Annotated in this window: 20 protein-coding genes; 17 read left to right on the top strand and 3 right to left on the bottom strand. The window is 65.2% G+C overall.

Annotated features, from left to right (window positions below):
* Positions 1 to 221: 221 nt before the first annotated feature.
* A complete protein-coding gene (locus MKK58_RS09420) occupies positions 222 to 1,610 on the top strand; it encodes a hypothetical protein (RefSeq protein ID WP_243911830.1) in 1,389 nt (462 codons plus the stop codon).
* A gap of 42 nt (positions 1,611 to 1,652) precedes the next feature.
* Here the strand turns inward: MKK58_RS09420 and MKK58_RS09415 are convergent, their stop codons facing one another.
* Entirely contained in the window at positions 1,653 to 1,889 is a 237-nt protein-coding gene (locus tag MKK58_RS09415) for a multiprotein-bridging factor 1 family protein (RefSeq protein ID WP_243911829.1), read from the bottom strand.
* Between the two features lie 150 nt (positions 1,890 to 2,039).
* Here MKK58_RS09415 and MKK58_RS09410 point away from each other — a divergent pair, with 150 nt between their 5' ends.
* The 8 genes from MKK58_RS09410 (at position 2,040) to MKK58_RS09385 (ending at position 9,613) form a co-directional block, all read left to right on the top strand.
* Positions 2,040 to 2,297 (top strand): hypothetical protein, encoded by a 258-nt coding sequence (locus MKK58_RS09410; protein WP_243911828.1) that lies wholly within the window; start codon positions 2,040 to 2,042, stop codon positions 2,295 to 2,297.
* A 12-nt stretch (positions 2,298 to 2,309) separates the two neighbouring features.
* On the top strand, positions 2,310 to 3,254 hold the full coding sequence (locus MKK58_RS09405; RefSeq protein WP_243911827.1) for a hypothetical protein: 945 nt from the start codon (positions 2,310 to 2,312) through the stop codon (positions 3,252 to 3,254).
* Complete coding sequence (locus MKK58_RS09400) at positions 3,251 to 3,499, top strand: hypothetical protein (RefSeq protein ID WP_243911826.1); 249 nt, start codon at positions 3,251 to 3,253, stop codon at positions 3,497 to 3,499. Before MKK58_RS09405 ends, MKK58_RS09400 begins: the two co-directional genes overlap by 4 nt.
* Positions 3,500 to 5,035: 1,536 nt before the next feature.
* Entirely contained in the window at positions 5,036 to 5,953 is a 918-nt protein-coding gene (locus MKK58_RS09395) for a toprim domain-containing protein (RefSeq protein WP_243911825.1), read from the top strand.
* Entirely contained in the window at positions 5,946 to 7,382 is a 1,437-nt protein-coding gene (locus tag MKK58_RS09390) for an AAA family ATPase (RefSeq protein ID WP_243911824.1), read from the top strand. Before MKK58_RS09395 ends, MKK58_RS09390 begins: the two co-directional genes overlap by 8 nt.
* An 83-nt stretch (positions 7,383 to 7,465) precedes the next feature.
* Positions 7,466 to 7,591 carry a hypothetical protein gene (locus tag MKK58_RS26830; protein ID WP_279578301.1) on the top strand — a complete coding sequence of 42 codons (126 nt, stop codon included), beginning with the start codon at positions 7,466 to 7,468 and terminating at the stop codon, positions 7,589 to 7,591.
* A complete protein-coding gene (locus tag MKK58_RS27130; RefSeq protein WP_409565225.1) occupies positions 7,584 to 7,988 on the top strand; it encodes an HNH endonuclease signature motif containing protein in 405 nt (134 codons plus the stop codon). Before MKK58_RS26830 ends, MKK58_RS27130 begins: the two co-directional genes overlap by 8 nt.
* Positions 7,988 to 9,613, top strand: coding sequence for a terminase large subunit (locus tag MKK58_RS09385; protein WP_243911823.1), 1,626 nt, complete (start codon positions 7,988 to 7,990; stop codon positions 9,611 to 9,613). Before MKK58_RS27130 ends, MKK58_RS09385 begins: the two co-directional genes overlap by 1 nt.
* 13 nt (positions 9,614 to 9,626) lie before the next feature.
* On the opposite strand, the gene MKK58_RS09380 is transcribed toward MKK58_RS09385, so the two are convergent.
* On the bottom strand, positions 9,627 to 9,860 hold the full coding sequence (locus MKK58_RS09380; RefSeq protein WP_243911822.1) for a hypothetical protein: 234 nt from the start codon (positions 9,858 to 9,860) through the stop codon (positions 9,627 to 9,629).
* Between the two features lie 279 nt (positions 9,861 to 10,139).
* Between MKK58_RS09380 and MKK58_RS09375 the strand changes: the two genes are divergently transcribed.
* The 8 genes from MKK58_RS09375 to MKK58_RS09340 all read left to right on the top strand — a co-directional run bounded on the left by MKK58_RS09375 (position 10,140) and on the right by MKK58_RS09340 (position 15,868).
* Positions 10,140 to 10,373: a hypothetical protein gene (locus tag MKK58_RS09375; protein WP_243911821.1), complete on the top strand. Its 234-nt coding sequence runs from the start codon at positions 10,140 to 10,142 to the stop codon at positions 10,371 to 10,373.
* On the top strand, positions 10,370 to 10,669 hold the full coding sequence (locus tag MKK58_RS09370; RefSeq protein WP_243911820.1) for a hypothetical protein: 300 nt from the start codon (positions 10,370 to 10,372) through the stop codon (positions 10,667 to 10,669). Before MKK58_RS09375 ends, MKK58_RS09370 begins: the two co-directional genes overlap by 4 nt.
* A 243-nt stretch (positions 10,670 to 10,912) precedes the next feature.
* Positions 10,913 to 11,404, top strand: coding sequence for a hypothetical protein (locus tag MKK58_RS09365; protein ID WP_243911819.1), 492 nt, complete (start codon positions 10,913 to 10,915; stop codon positions 11,402 to 11,404).
* An 87-nt stretch (positions 11,405 to 11,491) separates the two neighbouring features.
* Complete coding sequence (locus MKK58_RS09360) at positions 11,492 to 12,751, top strand: phage major capsid protein (protein WP_243911818.1); 1,260 nt, start codon at positions 11,492 to 11,494, stop codon at positions 12,749 to 12,751.
* The gene (locus MKK58_RS09355) at positions 12,751 to 13,293 is read left to right on the top strand and encodes an HK97 family phage prohead protease (protein ID WP_243911817.1); all 543 of its coding nucleotides are present in this window, start codon (positions 12,751 to 12,753) and stop codon (positions 13,291 to 13,293) included. The genes MKK58_RS09360 and MKK58_RS09355 overlap by 1 nt, the downstream gene beginning before the upstream one ends.
* Position 13,294: 1 nt before the next feature.
* Entirely contained in the window at positions 13,295 to 14,518 is a 1,224-nt protein-coding gene (locus tag MKK58_RS09350) for a phage portal protein (protein ID WP_243911816.1), read from the top strand.
* Positions 14,519 to 14,526: 8 nt separating this feature from the next.
* A complete protein-coding gene (locus MKK58_RS09345; RefSeq protein WP_243911815.1) occupies positions 14,527 to 14,781 on the top strand; it encodes a helix-turn-helix transcriptional regulator in 255 nt (84 codons plus the stop codon).
* Positions 14,771 to 15,868, top strand: coding sequence for a tyrosine-type recombinase/integrase (locus tag MKK58_RS09340; RefSeq protein ID WP_243911814.1), 1,098 nt, complete (start codon positions 14,771 to 14,773; stop codon positions 15,866 to 15,868). The genes MKK58_RS09345 and MKK58_RS09340 overlap by 11 nt, the downstream gene beginning before the upstream one ends.
* A 172-nt stretch (positions 15,869 to 16,040) precedes the next feature.
* On the opposite strand, the gene MKK58_RS09335 is transcribed toward MKK58_RS09340, so the two are convergent.
* A complete protein-coding gene (locus tag MKK58_RS09335) occupies positions 16,041 to 17,504 on the bottom strand; it encodes a site-specific integrase (RefSeq protein ID WP_243911813.1) in 1,464 nt (487 codons plus the stop codon).
* Positions 17,505 to 18,194 lie beyond the last annotated feature (690 nt).

Here is an 18,194-nt window from a genome sequence, read left to right as displayed (position 1 = left end):
TTGACTTGCGAGTGTTTATGCTTCAGCGCATCCCCAGCCACTCGCCATTTTGCTCAATGAAAATGACGCCTGCCCCCTCGTAATGAGAGGGTCGGGGGTTCGAATGACAGATCCGCATTCGAACCCGTTTTCGGTTATGACGTCCACCCGAATCGCCCCGTTGGCGTTGTAGCGAAGACCGGCCTAGCCGCGCTCGTCTCGTTCCGTCCCCTGGAGGCCCGATGCAAACTTCCGCCTGGATCTCGCTGGCCCTCGCCACGCTCCTTCCATCTGCTGTACTTGCGTTCGAAAACCCAGGCTCGCCACCGCGCGGCAGTGGCCCGACCACACTCGATAAGCTGATCCTTGTTCAACCTGACTCGACCGGCCCCATCGGGGGCATGTGCGCTACCGCGCGGGGGGGCAACGTTTGCCGGTCCCTGAGCGACCGCGCGGCCGACCGCCTCGACGTGCGAAACTTCGGTGCCAAGGTCGATGGCACGACCAACGACGCTAGCGCCTTCGCGGCCACGCGCTCGGCCGCCAAAAAAGGGCAGGTCATCGCCATCCCACCCGGCGCCGTCAATCTCGCGGGGTATAGCGCCGCCGGTCCCTCGGACGTGCTGTGGAACATCGAGGGGCCGGCGTTCTTCGCGGACGGCGTCACCCCGTTGACCAACATCGGCACGGATCTCACCCGATCCATCCTCCATGGGAATTCCGAATTTCTCTCCCGGCTCGACACCAAGCCGGACCTCGCGCCGCCCTTCCGCATCGATCGCCAGATCAACTACACGGGGGGGAAAGAGGCGAATGTGATGCCGGCCGCCCTGATGAACTGCAACATCAACGGGGATGGCACCAAGGCGCCTTCCAAGAACTTCGTCTGGTGCAACCAGACCATCATGCGGGTGTACGACACCGGGCCGGCGGCCGAGCATGTGGCCGTCAACGGCACGGCTTTCCGGTTCGGCGCGCCCCCCGGAACGAAGAGTGGCGAGCGCACCTCCGCGACCTGGGCGGGCCTGTTCCTCAATCAGGACGACACCGGCAAGTACCTCGGCACGCAGGTCGGCATCGAGGTCGATGTAGTCGGCGCCAAGATCGACACTGAGAAGCGTCGCATCATTATCCAGGGGCAGATCGCCAACCACCCCGATAAGGACAACCCCGACGAGGTGATGTCGGTGGCTACGGGCGTTTCGCTCGGCACCAACTCACCGAACAGCTACATCGGCGTGGGCTACGAACTGACGACCCCCTACAACGTAGCGGCCTTCGACGCCTCGCGGGCCACGCCGATGGGGGATGCGCCCGGTGTTTTGTTGGCGCCTCGCCAGCGTATTGCGTTCGATGGGGGCGCCAATGGAGCTTACAATCGTTCCCTGACATGGGACTCAGGTCTTCTGACGTATCGATCGCAGAATGGGCCCATCTGGCAGGCTGATGACAACGGTGCATTCACGGTTTTTGGTCCGATCCGGGCACCTGTAGTCGTTCAAATAGACAGCGTCGCGCCAAGCAGCACCAGCGACCCCTCGGGTACCCTCGGTGAGATCAGGTATTCTGGTGCGTACATGTACCGCAAAACAACTTCTGGCTGGCTGCGCTTCTCCGGTTCAAAGTTTTAGGCAAAAAAGGCTGGCGACCTTATTTCAGGTAGCCCTTTGTCCTTAATTGGCTGCGGTTGCTTTTCGCAGCCGCACACCAGCCCCACCGCCGTTCTCAGGGATGAACTCGACGCCAGCCGCCTCAAGGGCCGAGCGTAGAGCGGCGACCGTGCGTTCCTTCAACACCTCGCCCCGCTCCAGGCGGGCAACTGTGTCTGGCGAAACGCCCGCTGCGGCAGCCAGATCTCGCACTCCCAAACCGAGCGCAGTACGAGCCATCTTGCATTGGACTGCGAGCATTTCCGAACCACGTTACGATTTTGATTGACGGCCGCCGCAGGCCGGCATAATCATAGCCGTGTTCTGATTTCAGAACAATAATTGGTTTTGGCGCTTCTGCGCCTGCCCCCACGCACATCCCGACCATCTCAGCCCCGGAGCACACCGGTTATGGCAACGAACCCGCTTGCGCCCTTGCATCCCAAGCGCCGCTTCTCAGGCGCCCTGTACGCTCGCCCGGCCCCAGCCCTGGAGCCCGACGAGCACGGCCCCGGTAGCGCCGAGGACTGGCGGGTCACGGCGCCCGTCCGGCCCGACACAGCACACGTCCGCGCACCGCGCTTCCTGGACCTGACCGGCGACTTCGTCTCGGCGGTCCTGATCATCGCCGGGGGCGTGTTCGCCTACGGCTTCGTGCAGATCGGTTGAGGGGAGGCCGGCATGACGACGAAGCACAAGACCGCCCACCGCACGGCAGAAGCCACCCCGAGCCTCCGCGAGCGCGCCGAACGCCTTCGGGATGCTGCCGGCCGGTTCATCCGACGTCCGGCGCCGAATCAGGAGCGGCCGCCGGCTGGAACCGTGCCCGCTCCGCTCGACGCCCATCCGGACGCCTACGGCTTGATGCTGGATGCCAATGGCGCTGGCCTTCGCTGCCCGCCCGGCTCCTCCGTGGTCGTCGAACCTGTGAGCCCAACCGGCGCCGGCCTCGCTATTTTCTACCGCAAAGGGGGCGGTCCAGAGATTTGGGACCTCACCCATAACTTCGCCCCTGGGATGCTCGACGTTGGCGATGGCGCAGAAATGACGCCCCTGGTGGAAGTGGTGGAGCCAAATTCTGGGCGTCGGGGCCAAATCAATGCCGGCTCGGTCGAGAAGGTGCACCGCGTGGTCGGCGTCTACATGCCCGTCGAGGTGATGGATGAGCACCGCTCCCTGCCATCCGATCTTCCGCTGATGACCGAGTGCCCTGAAGGTATGGTCCTCCACTATGCGGACTGCGCTGCGGCCTATCCACTGGTGCGCCATGGCGAGACCGTCGTTGTCGATCCGTCACGGCGAGATCTCGTCGACGGGGCGCTTTGCCTGCTGGAATGGAATAACGGCAGCCGGTCGATCCTCCAGACCAACCATCGCGCTGTTGGCAAAGGCAACTCGCCTTCATGGTGGGCTGATCCGATCAACCGCCCCGGCAGCCGCCAAGCAATGGAGCGTCTGCTACGCGACCGGGCGATGTTGTTCATGAGCGACGGCCCGTACAGCCCGCATCGTCTGCGCGAGAAGATCGTAGGAACCGTCGTCGGTGTTCTAGTGCCCGGCGACCGCCAGCAGGCTTCGCTGTCCGTCCAGACGACTGAAGGCTCTGAAGCCGAGGCAGCCCGATGACCAACATCATCCGCTTCCCCGCCTCCGGCTGGCTCCAGGCCACGACCATCCCGCGCGAGGAGTTCGAACGCCTCGCGGATCTCGCCCTTGATGTCGTGGACCGCATCGTCGCGATCCTCGACGCGGCGGATGGTGATCCAGACATGGAGCCGGATGCCGACGCTGAACCGTCTCTCGGCGCGCCTGAGGGCCAGGAGAGCCACGCGATGTGGCTGCGTGGCGGGGATAGGGACCTTGAGCTTTGACCGCACAAGCAGGTCGCGATGTCGTCCACGCCCGCCCGGAAACGGGGGAGAAGCCGAGCATAGGGGCGTGGACGGTCGATCCTCGGACCGACCTTTAAGAAAGCACCAATCGGCGCCGTTCGTTCGATCGAGCGATCAGATGCCGCGCTCGTCCGTGACGGTTCGCAACCAGCCGCCTTTTTCCAGGGACTCTATGTGGGTCAAAACGTGGGTAGTCAGCAGAGATAAAAGGCTAAGCCAATGACATCAAACATGATTTCTGAGCGGTCTGGCGGACTCCGTCTCCGCCAGACAATAGCGTTTTCGATAAGTCGCTGTAATCCTTCAGATTCGACAAGCGTCGAGTTTGCGGTTGTCTCCGCAAGGAGTGCCTGTGGACATTCTCTCGCTGAGGGTCGCCCTGGGACAGCGTCGGACAAACGAGCGGTTCGGACCTCAGGCGATGCAGCCGACTCTAGTCCGGCTGCGTAGGCAATGAGCCCGGAAGGGGTTCTTCACGCGTTTGCGGAAGGCTGTATCCGACCTTCCGAGCGACCCACATGCCAGTTCATGACTTCGGCGTCCCTGCCGACACGCCTGTCTCGGAAATGAAGCAGGCCTCGTACGCATCGCTTTGACGAAAACTGAAAAGCGCGGCGGCCACGGCATTTGGGATAAGGAGTTGAAGAAGCCCTTCTCCGACAGGCGAGAGTGCCGAGGCTACAAGGGGCATTTGGCTCTCCTCGACTTGCCGGAGGAGATGCAGGAAGGCCAGTGCGTCCTTCGCCGAGTCGGCAACGCAAGTTGCCGAGGCACGGGCAGGCCGCCCTGCCAGCCATTGCCCGGCAGGTTACCGACACCAACCTTCTGGAAGAGATGCAGCGCATCGGCAGCGGCCTGGAGTGACAGCTTGCATCCCTCTCCGGAGAGAACCTTACGTCCAGAGACCAGATCGCGGTACTGTCGCCCGTACGGTCCCGAAACGAGGTTTGCCGCCGTCGTCATCTCCGACGATCCGCTCGTGAGCGAACAGCTGGACGCCTTCGCATCCGACCCGAAGCAAGACTGTCCCTTCTGTGGGAAGCCATGCTGCCGGGCCCGGGGATTCTACGGCGGGGCCGTTGGCGTTGCGTATCGCGGGCCGGAGTTCGAGGAGCACGCCGCCATCCGTATGGTCGCCGACTGCCAGGGCGGCCGCCGCGACGATCCACGAGACGTGATGGCCGCCTGATGCGGCTCGGTCCAAATTACCGGTCAGGTCACCCCTAGTCCGGGGGCGGGGTGGGGCTGCCCTCTGGAAACGATGGTGGGCCCGGCAGGACTGCCGGAAATCAAGTACAGCAAAGACTTAGCAGAATGTTTGGGGCACGGTGGTCCCGTTGAATATCAAGGGCTTTCTGCGGCGCCCCCCAAACCTTCGGGGCCTGAAAACGGAACTGCCGTCCTGGGGGTAGGAGCCCAGAACGGCAGATACGAGGAAAGAGGCAACCACGCGACTTTCGAGGCCGGAAGCTACCACGGGGAGCCCAGCGCTTCCACCGCCGTGGGAGGCGCGGCATGACCGACCTCCGCACCATGGCCCGCGACCTCGGCGGCGAGGTGGCCGGCATCGGCCAGATCGTTTGCCCTGGCCCTGGCCATAGTCACCGTGACCGCTCTCTGTCCGTCCGCCTCGACGCGCGGGCACCCGGTGGCATCGTGGTCTATTCCTTCGCGGGAGACGACGCCCTCGCCGCCAAGGACTACGTGCGCCAGCGGCTCGGCCTGTCCGAGATTTTCGCCCGATCCGGCGCAAACCTGCCCCGGCGTGACGAACGCAAAGTTGCACCGGTAGAGGTCCCCGGATCGGGGGAGCGCACTGCCCGAGCCATGGCGATTTGGTCCGAGGCTCGCCACCCGGCCGGTAGTCCCGTCGAGTCGTACCTAGGGCGCCGCGGCGTCTCGCTCCCCGACGATCCCCGCGAGGTGATCCGGTTCCACCCTGCCTGCCCGTTCGCCGGCACCCGCACCCGCGCCATGGTGGCGCTCGTCCGGGACATCGTCACGAACGAGCCGGTCGCCATCCACCGCACGGCCTTGAGCCTCGACGGCCAGAAGATCGAGGTGAACGGCCACGACCGTCTCGCCCTCGGCCCGATCGGCGGCGGCGCGGTGAAGCTCACTCCCGACGAGGGTGTCACGACCTGTCTCGGGATTGGGGAAGGGATCGAGACGACGCTCTCGCTCCGGAGATCCACCGAGTTCGGGGAATCACCCGTGTGGTCACTCCTGGCGGCCGGCGGCATCAGCACCCTGCCCGTGCTCCCCGGCATCGAGGCCTTATGGATCGCCACCGACCACGACCCGGCCGGCCTCAAGGCTTCCCGTAGTTGCGCCACCCGCTGGCAGTCCGCCGGCGCCGAAACCTTCCTCATCACGCCGGACGCCCCCGGCGCGGACCTCAACGATCTCCTCACGGGGGCGCATCATGTCTAACCTCAACGGCTACTCGATCGAGCGCGGCGCCCCTTTTGCTCGTAATGTCCCCTCAGATTTGAGGGCGCCCCACGGTGGGGCGAAACCGGCTATCAAGCCGTCCATCTTCTCGATGGCCGAGTTGCAACGCCAGGAGTTTCCGGAAATCCGGTACATCGTGCCCGGCTACATCGCGGAGGGCTGCACGCTCCTCGCCGGCCGGCCCAAGCTCGGCAAATCCTGGCTCGTCCTTGAGATGGGATTGGCCGTAGCAAGCGGCGAAAGCTGCCTTGGCGGCATCCCGTGCGAGCAAGGCGACGTGCTGTATCTCGCCCTTGAGGACAACAAGCGCCGGCTTCAGCGCAGGGGCACGAAAATGCTCGGCGCCTACGGAGGGAATTGGCCCGCCGCAATGGAGTGCGCCACGGAATGGCCCCGCGCCAGTGAAGGCGGCATTGAGGCCATCGAAGAGTGGATTCTCTCGAAGCAGAACCCACGCCTCATTATCATTGATGTGTTCGCTCAGTTCAAAACCGAACGGGCCAGCAAAGATTCGCTTTATGAGGCCGACTATCGGTCGGTGAAGGCGCTTCAAACCCTTGCGGGCAAGTATCAGGTCGCCATCATCGTGGTCAGCCACACCCGCAAATCCAACGGCACCGAGGCCGACCCGTTCGAGAAGGTCTCGGGCACCCTCGGCCTGTCTGGCGCGGCCGATACCACGTTCATCCTGGATCGAGATGGCAATGGCGCCTCGATCTACCTCCGAGGCCGTGACATCGAGGAAACCAATAGCGCGGTCATATTCGACACGGTGTCCTGCCGCTGGCACGTCCAAGGCGACGCCAACGAGGTCCGGCGCACCGACGAGCGCGGCGCGATCCTGGGCGCACTGGACGAAGCGAACGAGCCGATGTCCCCGGGCGACATTGCCCTCGCCACCCGTATGAGCAGCCTGAACGTCAGACAGCTCCTGTTCAAAATGACCAAGGCAGGCGAGGTTTCGAAGACCGGACGGGGCTTTTACCAGCATCCTGGCCGTCAGCCATACGATAACAATGCCAGTGCCGATAACAACGATAACAAGATAACAACGGTCGCTGACGAGCAGCGTTTGCCCTCGGAAGACAGGCCCGCGTTGGATGCCAGCCAGACCGGCATCGCCCCCAAATCAGATGTTACCGATAACAACGGAACGGCGGTGGCTGAGACGCTCCTGACCAAGGCGGCCAGCGATTTCCTGGCGTGGCTCCGGTCCCGCACCGAGCAGCCGGTCAGCGCCCGCCTCATCACCAGCCACGCCCCGAAGCACATCCGAGCACAGCAGGTACGAGACCCGGTCCTTGCGGAATTGCAGCGGCATGGCCTCATCCGGATCGAGGAGACCAAGGCCGCCAACGCCAGCCGGACCACCCGCCTCATCCACCTCATCGGGGAGGCAGGCCGATGAAAGTCTGCAACCGGCGTTATCTTGTTACCGATGTTATCGGCCGTGTGGATGTTATCGCCCGCCCTCGGCCCGACAGCGTTCTCATGGATCTCGCGGAGCGCCTGCGCAGGCTGGCCCCCTCCTCCCGTGACCCCGAGCGCTTCCACGAGGAGAAGTCCGAGATCGTCCACGCCCTGCGCCTCATCGCGCGGGAGGTGGCCCATGGCTAAGTGGCCCTACGGGACCAGCGAGTGGAAGGCGTTGAGGCAGGCGAAGCTCCAGGCCTCGCCTCTGTGTGAGCCGTGCGACAAGCGAGGGCGCATCGTGTGCGCCAACACCGTGGACCATCGCGTGAGCATCGCGAAGGGCGGCCCCGCCTTCCCTTCCCTGTCAGGTCTCATGTCCATGTGCCCAGCCTGTCACAACGCCAAGACAAGGGCCGTGGACAGGCCCGGTGGTTCGGGCGTGGCATTCCCCGGCTGCGACGCCTCGGGCCTGCCTGTGGACCCGTCTCACCCGTTCTTCGGTGGACCAGCGAAGGGGTATACCCCCTCCAAGGACCAGCCGCTGAGGGGGCAGGACCGCATGGGTAGTCGTCCGCGCACTAAGTTTCGGGGGGGCCGCTGATGGGTCTCCGTGGTCCCGGCGCGAAGGCGATCAAGAAGCCTGCCGATCCCCTCATCGAAACGACATCGGCGCCGCATCCGTGGGAGGTCGCCGGCCTCACCAAGGCCGAGCGCGTCATCGCCTTCATGGAATCCCTGCCGGTCACGTCGGGTGCGCTCGCCGGGACCACGTTCCGCGTCCGCCCGTGGCAGCGCCGGTTCCTCAAGGCGGTCTACGCCACCGATCGGCGCAACCGCCGTCAGGTCCGCACCGCCGTGCTGTCCATGGCCCGGAAGAACGGCAAGACGGACGTGGCCGCGCGCCTCGCCCTCTGCCACATCGCCGGACCTGAAGCGGAGGAGCGTGGCGAGGTCTACAGCGCGGCCAACGATCGCTTTCAGGCCGGCCGCATCTTCTCCGAGATCTGCGCCATCATCGAGCGGGTGCCGTGGCTCGACGCCCGTATCTCGATCCGCCGGCACTCGAAGGAGCTTGAGGACATCGGCGGCACCGGCACCGTGTTCGCGGCGCTCTCGGCCGACGTGGCGACGAAGCACGGTCTCTCGCCGTCGATGTGGATCTACGACGAGCTCGGGCAGTCCCCGAGCCGGGACCTGTACGACACCCTCGACACGGCTATGGGCGCCCGCGCCGAGCCCTTGAGCGTCATCATCAGCACGCAGGCGGCGCGAGACGAAGCCCCGATGTCCGAACTCGTGGACTACGGACTGCGGGTGAACGCGGGCGAGGTGAAGGACCCGAGCTTCCACCTGACGCTTTACACGGCGCCGCTCGACGCGGACCCGTGGGAGCGCTCGACCTGGAAGCTGGCAAACCCTGCCCTGGCCGACTTCCGGTCCCTGGAGGATGTCCAGCGCCTCGCCAGCCAGGCCCAGCGTATGCCGAGCCGGGAAGCGTCGTTCCGCAACCTCATCCTGAACCAGCGGGTGGACGTGACCCAACAGTTCCTCACCGCGCCGGTCTGGAAGGCCTGCGGTGCGTCGGTGGACCTCGACAGCCTCAAGGGGCGGACTTGCCACGCCGCGCTCGATCTGGCGGCCTCGCGGGACCTCACGGCCCTCGTGCTCGTGTTCGAGGACGATGACGGGGGATTCGATGTCGTGCCGTTCTTCTGGCTCCCCGGAGACGATCTCCGGGACCGCGAGGATAGCGACCGGGTGCCCTACGTGCGGTGGCGGGACGAAGGCTACCTCCTAACCATGCCGGGCAAGACGACGGACCCGGCCGTGGTCGCCCGCAAGATCGCGGAGCTTCACGGGCAGTTCAGCTTCACAGCGCTGGCCTATGACCGGTGGCGGATCGAGGATCTACGTCGCGAGCTTGGGGCGATCGGCGCCGACGTGCCCCTAGTGGAGTGGGGCCAGGGCTTCAAGGATATGAGCCCGGCCATCGACGTCCTGGAGCGCTTGGCCGTCGAGGCGAAGCTACGGCACGGGATGCACCCGCTCCTAACGTGGTGCGCAGGTAACGCCAAGACGACGGCGGACCCGGCAGGGAACAGGAAGCTAGATAAGAAGAAGTCGACGGGGCGGATCGACGGTATCCAGTCCCTTGCAATGGCTCTCGGGGCAGCGAACCGCCACGAGGCGCAAGAGGACTGGAGCCCTATGGTTGATCTAATTTAAGAAATTTGACGCATCAGGCTTGCTTCAGTTCTTCGTTGAACCAAATACTGGCCGTTTGTTCAATTGTTCCAGTTGATCGGCAATGCAAAAAATGAGCATAGCCTCTCTTTTCCAGCCATAATTTAAAAGTGAGGAAGTTATGATAGGCTTCTGATGGTATAGAGATTTTCTCTTCGACGGCCCAAATCTTACAAAGATGACGGATCATCTTCTCGGCTTCTAGCTTTTCGGCTTGATCCCTGGTCATGGCTATTGTGAGCTCCAAGTGAGCGTTGAACAAGTCGCCTCACCGCCTCGGGCCGGGATGGCGTAGGATCGGGCTGGAATGCAATCCACGCATCAAGTTCAGCTAATAGCTCTGAGTTCATACGTACGTTAACGGCTTCGCTATCGACGCGAGGCCGACCTCGATTTTTCTTAGCGCTAAGAATTGACATGTCTAATTAATAGCGCCATCAAAGTCGGGCCGCAACGGTGTTTGCACCACCGAGGCGGCCCTTACCGAAATCGTCCCCGGAGAACGATCATGGCTGAATACGCCAATAGCACACCTGTGCCCGCTTCCGTACGCCCTCAACAAGTTGGGCCGGTTACACAGGCCATCTGGAATATCCGGGGGCCGCACCTCGATCCGATCGAAGCCATCCGCGCTGGCCTGGAGAACTACTTCGCTGGCCTCGGCATCGTGCTGGATTTCGATGCGCCAATCCCCATAGCCGAAGACATCGGCATCAGTGTTGTCGGAGGGCTTACGGCATGACCGAGCGCCTCGACACATCCAAGGAATTTCTTGAATTGTCCGAGGCCGTTAACTCGGTCAAGCATCTTATGTATGCTGTGGAGTCTATGGCCGACAATTTTCTCCAAGTCGCCAGCATGGACACCAAGATTTCGGATGCCAAGAAGAATGGATATCGTCCCGTACTAATGACGGAGGAGCAATTCCAAGCTCTACACTTCATGATCGCACATGCCGGGGAACTTGCGCGCAAAGCGGACGAGGGTGTCAACGAGCTTGAGGTATGGGCGCGCGATCAGTTGGAGGTCGCCGCATGAAGCTGATCCGCTCATGGCTCGCCTTGGCGAACACACGATGGGCGCTCGCAGACCTTGAGCGCTCTCGAATGCTGGACCGGAATTCGGATCAAGCTCTGAACCGCGCCCAAGCTCACATGGACCGCGCTTACGCACTCGCCGCACGGTGCGGCATGTCTCGGCGCTAGGCTTGCCTTCAATGAAACCTCTTGACTGTAGGCCAGAGGTTGCTAACCTCTGGTCATCAGCCAAGAGGATTTAGCCGTGCCGAGCAACCCCCGCCCCTATCAAGTCCGCGCGAAGACGGCGTGCGAAGCTGTCGGCCTCGACCGCGACCGCTTCAACGAAGACTGTGCGGCCAACATTTACACCTGCGCCCCCCCGACCGAGGCCGGCAAAGCCCGTATCTTCTACGAGCCCGACCTCATCGCCCTCTACTTTTACGCTCATTTGCGCCGCTGGGGCTTGACGGCCGAGCGCGCTGCAAATGTGGCCTGCCGTGTTGGAGAGCAGGCCCGGCAACTCGTCAACACCGGACAGGACATCGTCGGGGATGTGGTGATCGGCTTCGATCATGCCGGCTCGACCTACTGCGGGCTCGGTAAGGGCGTCAGCGAGACGGTTGACGGTACGCAGAACGCCTTCGGCGGCACGTATTCCCCCATGGTCATGTCCTGGAGGTTCGCCCTCCAGAACGTGCTCATCATCGTCAAGGAGCGCGTGGAGGACCTGACAGCGGCGCGCGGCGAGGACTGATTCCCACCGGCCGCGCAACCCGGCCCGCCGCGTCGGGCAAAGGTGCCAAGCATCAGGTTGCACCCCTTCCCCCTTGAGGACTTTGTAATGCGTACCCTCATCCATCTTCGCGAACAGCGCGGCCTCAAGGTCGATGCCATCCGCGCCATCCATGCCAAGGCCGCCACCGAGAACCGGGACCTGACGGACACCGAGCAGTCCGCCTTCGACACCGGTAAGGGCGAGGTCGAGCGCCTGGAGCGTGAGATCCGGAACCACGAGTTCCTAGCCGACGCCGAGCGCCGCGCCGAGGCCGAGCCCGTCACCGAGCGTGGTGGCGGCATGGCCGATCTCGAGGCGCGGTTCTCGGCCTCCAAAGCCCTGGCCGAGTTCACCGACACCGGCCGCCTCACGGGTGCCGAAGCCGAGTGGGCCGCCGAACACCGCTCGGGCCGGCCGGGCGCCATCGCCATGCCGACGAGCGTGTTCCTGGGCGAGCGCCGCGCACTCCTCACCACCAACCCGGTAGCCGGTCCTGGCGGCAACCTCGTCCCCACGAACCAGGGCGCCCTCATCGACCGCGTGCGCCCCACCCTCGTCACCGAGAGCCTGGGTGCCACCGTTCTCCAGGGCCTCACCGGCAACCTCGATCTCCCCCGCGTCAAGGATTCGGGACAGGCGTTCTGGGTGCCCGAGCACGGGAACGTCCAGCGCTCCGACATGAAGTTCGACAAGGTGTCGATGGGACCGAAGACGGTCGGCGCCGAGTACGAGGTCTCCCGCCGGATGCTCCTCCAGGCAACCGCACTGGAGCCGATCCTGCGGGCCGACATCTCGTTCCTCCTCCGTCAGGCCCTGGATGCGGCGGCCATCAAGGGTGGCGGTGCCAACGAGCCGGTCGGCATCCTGGCGACGCCCGGCCTCACGGTCCTACCCCTCGGCACGAACGGTGGCGTCCTGAGTATCGACACGGCGGCCGACATGATCGCGGCCATCGACGACGACGCGGACGGCTCGCGCGGCTTCCTCATCACCAAGCAGATCCGCACCGCGGCCTTGAAACAGAAGGATGGGCAGGGCCAGCCCTACGGCCTCGGCACCGTGTTCTCGGGCGAGCAGGTTCGTGTCTCCAAGGCGATGCCGAGCAACGGCACCAAGGGCACAGGCACCAACCTCTCGGCCGCGATCTACGGCATCTGGTCCGATCTCGTCATCGGCTACTGGTCGGCCGTGGACATCGTGCCGAACCCCTACCACAGCGACGTGGCGTCCAAGGGCGGTCTCCTCCTCCACGCCTTCCTGGACGCGGACGTGGCCTCGCGGCACATCGAGAACTTCGTCGCCGTAACCGATGCGAAGACCGCCTGATGGCCGGCGCGGCAACCCCCGAGCGCCGTTCAGCCTCAGTCGAAGTGCGGGCCAAGGGCCGGCGCCTTGAGGGCCACGCCGCGCTGTTCGGCGTCGAGGCTCGCATCGGCACCTTCTCGGAGACCATCCGGGCGGGCGCCTTTAAGGGCTCGCTGGGACGGGATGTCCTGGCCCTCGTGGACCACGATCCGGGCCGGGTCCTGGCTCGCACCAAGAGCGGCACCCTGCGGCTGGCGGAAGATACCCGTGGTCTCGCCTTCGACCTCGACGTGCCCGACACCAGCCAAGGCCGGGACATCCTGGCCCTGGCCGAGCGGGGCGACCTCGGCGGCATGTCCTTCGGCTTCACGGCGGAACCCGGCGGCGACGCCTGGACCGGCGAGAAACGCGAGCTTCGCAGCGTGACGCTCCACGAGATCAGCGTCGTGCTCGCTTGGCCCGCCTACCAAGGCACCGTCGTGAACGCCCGCTCCAGGGGTATCCAGACCCCTGCCCCGCGCCTGGCACTCGCCGGCCGCTACCTCGAAACCTTGAGGGGCTGACATGGGCCTGTGGAACCGTCTGTTCGGCGTCGAGACCCGGAGCGGCGACGTGCGCCTCTCCGACCCCTACCTGGGGGAGTTTTTCGGTATGCAGGGGCGTGGCGGCAACGTGACCCCCGACGCCGTGCTGTCCAACCTCGCGGTGGCCGCCCGTTGCGTCGCCCTGCGCTCCGAGATGATGGCGAGCGTCGGCCTGTACCTGTTCCGACGCACCGACAACGGCGGGCGCGAGCGGGCCGACGACAACCCGCTCTACGGGGTGCTGCACGACATCGCGAACCCCAACATGACCGCGTTCGAGGCGCGCGAGTTCTTGGTGCGCAGCTTGGACCTGACCGGCAACGCCTATGCCCGGATCGAGCGCAACGCGCGTGGGCAGGTCACGGCGCTCTATCCCCTGGCGCCCCTCACGGTTGGCGTCGAGCGCTTGGCCTCCGGGCGGCTCCGCTACCGCGTGGGCCAGGAGCGCGGCGCCCCCTACGTCCTCCTCCAAGAGGAGATGTTGCACCTGCGCGGGCCGTCCCGCGACGGCATGCTCGGGCAGTCCCCCATTTCGATCTCGCGAGGCTCCCTCGGCCTCGCCCTGACGAATCACGACACGGCGGCCTCGCTCTCGGCCAACAGCCTGCGCCCCTCGGGCATCCTGTCCTTCCCGGAACGCCTGACGCACGAACAGCGCCTCCAGGTCCGGCAGAGCATGGAGCAGCGCTACGTCGGCACCGACAAGGCCGGCAAGCTCATGGTGATGGACGGCGGCGCCAAGTTCGAGCGCATGGCCTTTTCTCCCGAGGACGCCGAGTTCTTGGATAGCCGTAAGCTCGGCAACGAGGACGTGGCCCGGATCTTCGGCCTGCCGCCCACGTCGGTCGGCATCACCGACAAGGCGACCTATTCGAACACCGAGCAGGAAGGCCGCGCTCTCGTCCAGAACGCCCTCGGGCCGCTGGCCGGCCGGATCGAGGCCGCGATGATTCGGTGCCTCCTCACGGATGTCTCGCGCCGTACCCTCTACGTCGAGCACGACCTTGACACCCTCCTGCGCGGCGATGTGAAGGCTCGCTTCGAAGCCTACCGCATCGGCCGCGAGACCGGCGCCCTGAGCCCCAACGACATCCGGCGCCGCGAGAACGATCCGCCTATCCCGAACGGCGATGTCTACCACCAGCCGGCCAATTGGGTGCCCCTCGGCACCGCTGCGCCCGCCGCCACGGTCGTGGAGGCCTGATAGTCGCCATGGGCAGACAGGTCGCCCTACCGCCAACGCTCGCGCCCCGGCTGATCAGCCGCGAGGCCGCTGCCGCCTACGTCTGCCTCTCGCCGAACAAGTTCGATGAGCTGGTGAAGGATGGGCGGATGCCGCGCCCTCGGCGGATCGACGCACGCAAGGTGTGGTGCGTGCGAGAGCTAGACGGTGCGGCGGACAATCTGCCGATCGACGGCGATGATGCTACCGGGGATGACACCTGGGGAGACATCGATGCCGCGTAAACTGCCGCCCTACGTCGAGCGCAACGTTGTGAAGGGAAACACCTACCTCTCGTTTCGGCGAGGGAAGGGCACCCGCATCCGCCTGCCGGCCGATCCGACTTCGACGGAGTTCCAGGACGCTTATCGTGCCGCCCTAATCGGCCAAACACCCGCCAAGACTGCGGGCCGTACCGCCGCCGCACCGGGCACGATCGAGGCTCTGGTGCAGTCTTACTTGCGCAGTCCCGACTACGTCGAGCTTCGCACCACCACGAAGCAGGGGTACCGGTCTCGGATCGAGATGATTCGTACCAAGCATGGCCATCGCACGATTGCCGGGCTCACCGCCTCGAGGATCAGTGCGGCCTTTCTTGAGCCGTTAGCTGGCAAGCCCGGTGCGCGGCTCTCGCTCCTCAAGATGCTGCGGATCTTGATCCGCCATGCCATCAGCAAGGAGTGGCTGAAGCACGATCCGTCGAAGTCCATTCGGCGGCCGAAGTCGAACGAAATCCGGTCCTGGACTGATGAGGAGATCGCGCAGTTCGAGGAAAGGTGGCCGGTCGGGTCTAAGCAACGCCTCGCGTTTGCGCTTCACATCTACACAGGGCAGCGTCGGTCCGACGTGCATCGCATGACCTGGGCTGATGTTGTGAGTGGCAAGATCCGTGTGGTCCAACAGAAGACGGGAGCCAAGCTGTCGATCTACTTGCACCCCGATCTTCGCCATGTACTGGACGCGACGGTGCGTCAGCACGTCACGATCCTCAACACCGGCTTCGGCAAGCCTTTCACGGTCTCCGGCTACGGCAATTGGCTCCGTGACGCGATTACGGATGCGGGCCTGCCAGTCGATTGCCAACCCCATGGGCTCCGTAAGGCCGCCGGGCGACGCCTCGCCGAGGCCGGATGTTCGGCGAACGTCATCATGGCCGTGCTCGGACACAAGTCGCTATCCGAGGCCGAGCGGTACACCCGCGATGCCGATCAGGCCCGCCTTGCCGAGGCTGGCATCGTCAGCTTGCCGGTACGGATCACGAACAACCATGCCCAAACCACCTCTGAGGAGTTTGGGGAAGTTGCGAAAAACACAGGAGGATCAACGCGATGAGTAGGGTAGTGGTGGGCCCGGCAGGACTCGAACCTGCAACCAGACCGTTATGAGCGGTGTGTAGGGAACGAAGTCCGCCCTGGGGAGGGTGAGAACAAACGACGTACCGGAACCGCTATTCCCCCCGGTTTCCCCCCGTTCCGGTTCCGGTGCGGTTCCGGTACCGCAAGCCTCAGGCGGCCTTCGCCAGCGTCGCGAGGGACCGGTGCGGCAGGCCGAGCCGCTTGAGCCGGGCGTCCCGGTTGGCCGCCGCGATCCGCAGATCCTTGTCGCGGTGGTAGTGGACCGAGAAGGCGTCGTGGAGCTCGGGCGGCGGGAGCGACCGCTTCTTGCGGCCGCCGGCGATGCCGACCTGGTAGTCGGCGGCCCAGTGGCCGTAGACCTCCAGCAGCACCTTCTCCGACATGCCGAGGAAGTTCGCCGCGTCCCACGACTTCACCCCGCGCTGGAGGAGCCACGTCGCGCACGTGTGCCTCAGCATGTGCGGCGAACCCTTGAGCCCTGCGTCGGCCAGGGCGACGGCGAAGCCCTTGTTGACCTTCTCGACCGGCTCGCCGTTGAACTCGACGACGTAGTCCTTCGAGACCCCGAGACGCTTCCACCGGCGGATGTGGGCGATCAGCCGGTCGGGGATTCGAACGGGCGGCTGACGCTTGTTCGTGGCGGCCTGCCCGACGGCGAGGCGGTGGAACGTTCCCGTCTCCAGGTCGAGCCACGACCGGCCGGGCAGCTTCTCGAACGAGGCGGTCGCGATGGCCCCGGCCCTGGTGCCGGTGTAGATCCCGAGCAGCACGAACCTGCACAAGTGCCGGTGCGGCCGCTTCCTCGACGACACCACCTCGCCGGCCCGCGTCGGCGAGTCCTTGCGGACCGTCATCACGGCGCGCTTGCGCCACATGCCGAGGAGCAGCCGGGCGGCGTCAGGGCGGTCGAGGTGGTACTCCTTCGGCTTCCCCTTCGCCGGCAGCGCGACCTCGACAACCTCGCGGCAGTAGCCCCTCCCGCGGTGCCAGTTGACGGCTGCCCGCATGTCTTCGAGCTCGCGCCTCGCCCCCTGTGGCGTCACCGTGCGGGCGGCGTTTCCGGTCTCCTTGGGACGCGCCGACTTCCATGCGTGGCCGCAGCGCCAGTCGACGTACTCGTCGCAGGAATCGCCATCGACGTCCGCCAGGGTCTTACCCTGCCAGAACTCGCCAAGCTGAAGGAGCCGCGCCATGCAACGGGTGGCGCGCCCCTCGTAGATCGGCGGCTTCGCGTGGACGATCCCGGCCTTGGCGTCCTCGGCCCGCAGGTCCTCGACGCGCTTCTGGACGACGCGCTCGCCCCACATCAGGAGAACGTCGACGACGGCGACCTCGCCGGCGCCGCGGCCCTTCTGGACGGAGGGGGTGTGCTTGGCGGTGATGTAGCCCGCGAGAGCCTGGGCGGCCTTCGCCTCCTCGGCCTCGTTGTAGGCTACGGCTTCGGCTTTCGCGGCTCCCTTGAGGCCGCGGACATCGCGCGCAAAGCAGCCAACGGGTCGGCGGACGTTGCCGTCGTCTTTGATGTGCCACTGGGCGAGGCGCTCCGTGCCGCCGTCCTTGGCGACCTCGCCGGGCCGGAGCCAGAGACGGGGTCCTGAGTTCCTGCGCGGCATGCTTCCCGCCACTCCCTGATGATGCGCCTGGTGACGACGATGTTTCGCCCGTGCCGCTCTTCGCGCAGGTCGCCCCGGTCGATGGCCTCCCGAAGCTGACGCGCCGAGAAGATCGGACGCCGGATCGGGACAGTCTCACCCGGCAGCCGGTACCGGAGGCAGAGCTCCGGGAGCCAGACCGCGGTCTCCAGGTCGAGCGGCGTGTCATCCTCGGCGAGGGACGCCATCTCGGGCCGGCCTTCGTGGATGTCGGTCGACACGATCAGTTGAAATGTCGTCATGAGATAGAGTCCCGAATTCGCTGGAACCGGTCAACGGTGATGGTGGGAGGTTCGAGTGCGCAGTTGTGGATCCCTTCCCGTCCCGGTCCCGCGGCCAGGGATTTCGTAACCGCCGTCGGGTAGGCCTGACGATTCCACCGGCCCCCGGAGAGACCCGTGAAACGAATACCCGCCCCCGATCCGAGACCTGTTCCCCCGGGGGCGTGACCGTGCGCGGCAGCCCCCTCGCCAGAGGATGCTGCCACGATGACGTTCAACATTTTTGCCACCGCCGACCATCACTTCGGGCACGGCGGGGTGCTCAAGATGATGTCCCGCCCGTTCGCCTCCATCGAGGAGCACGACGAGTTCCTCGTCGACGCCTGGAACTCCACCGTCGGCCCCCGCGACGAGGTCTGGCACCTCGGCG

This window comes from Methylobacterium sp. J-078, assembly GCF_022829285.1.
In the GTDB taxonomy this organism is placed as follows: domain Bacteria; phylum Pseudomonadota; class Alphaproteobacteria; order Rhizobiales; family Beijerinckiaceae; genus Methylobacterium.
This window is presented reverse-complemented; position numbering and strand designations above follow the sequence as displayed.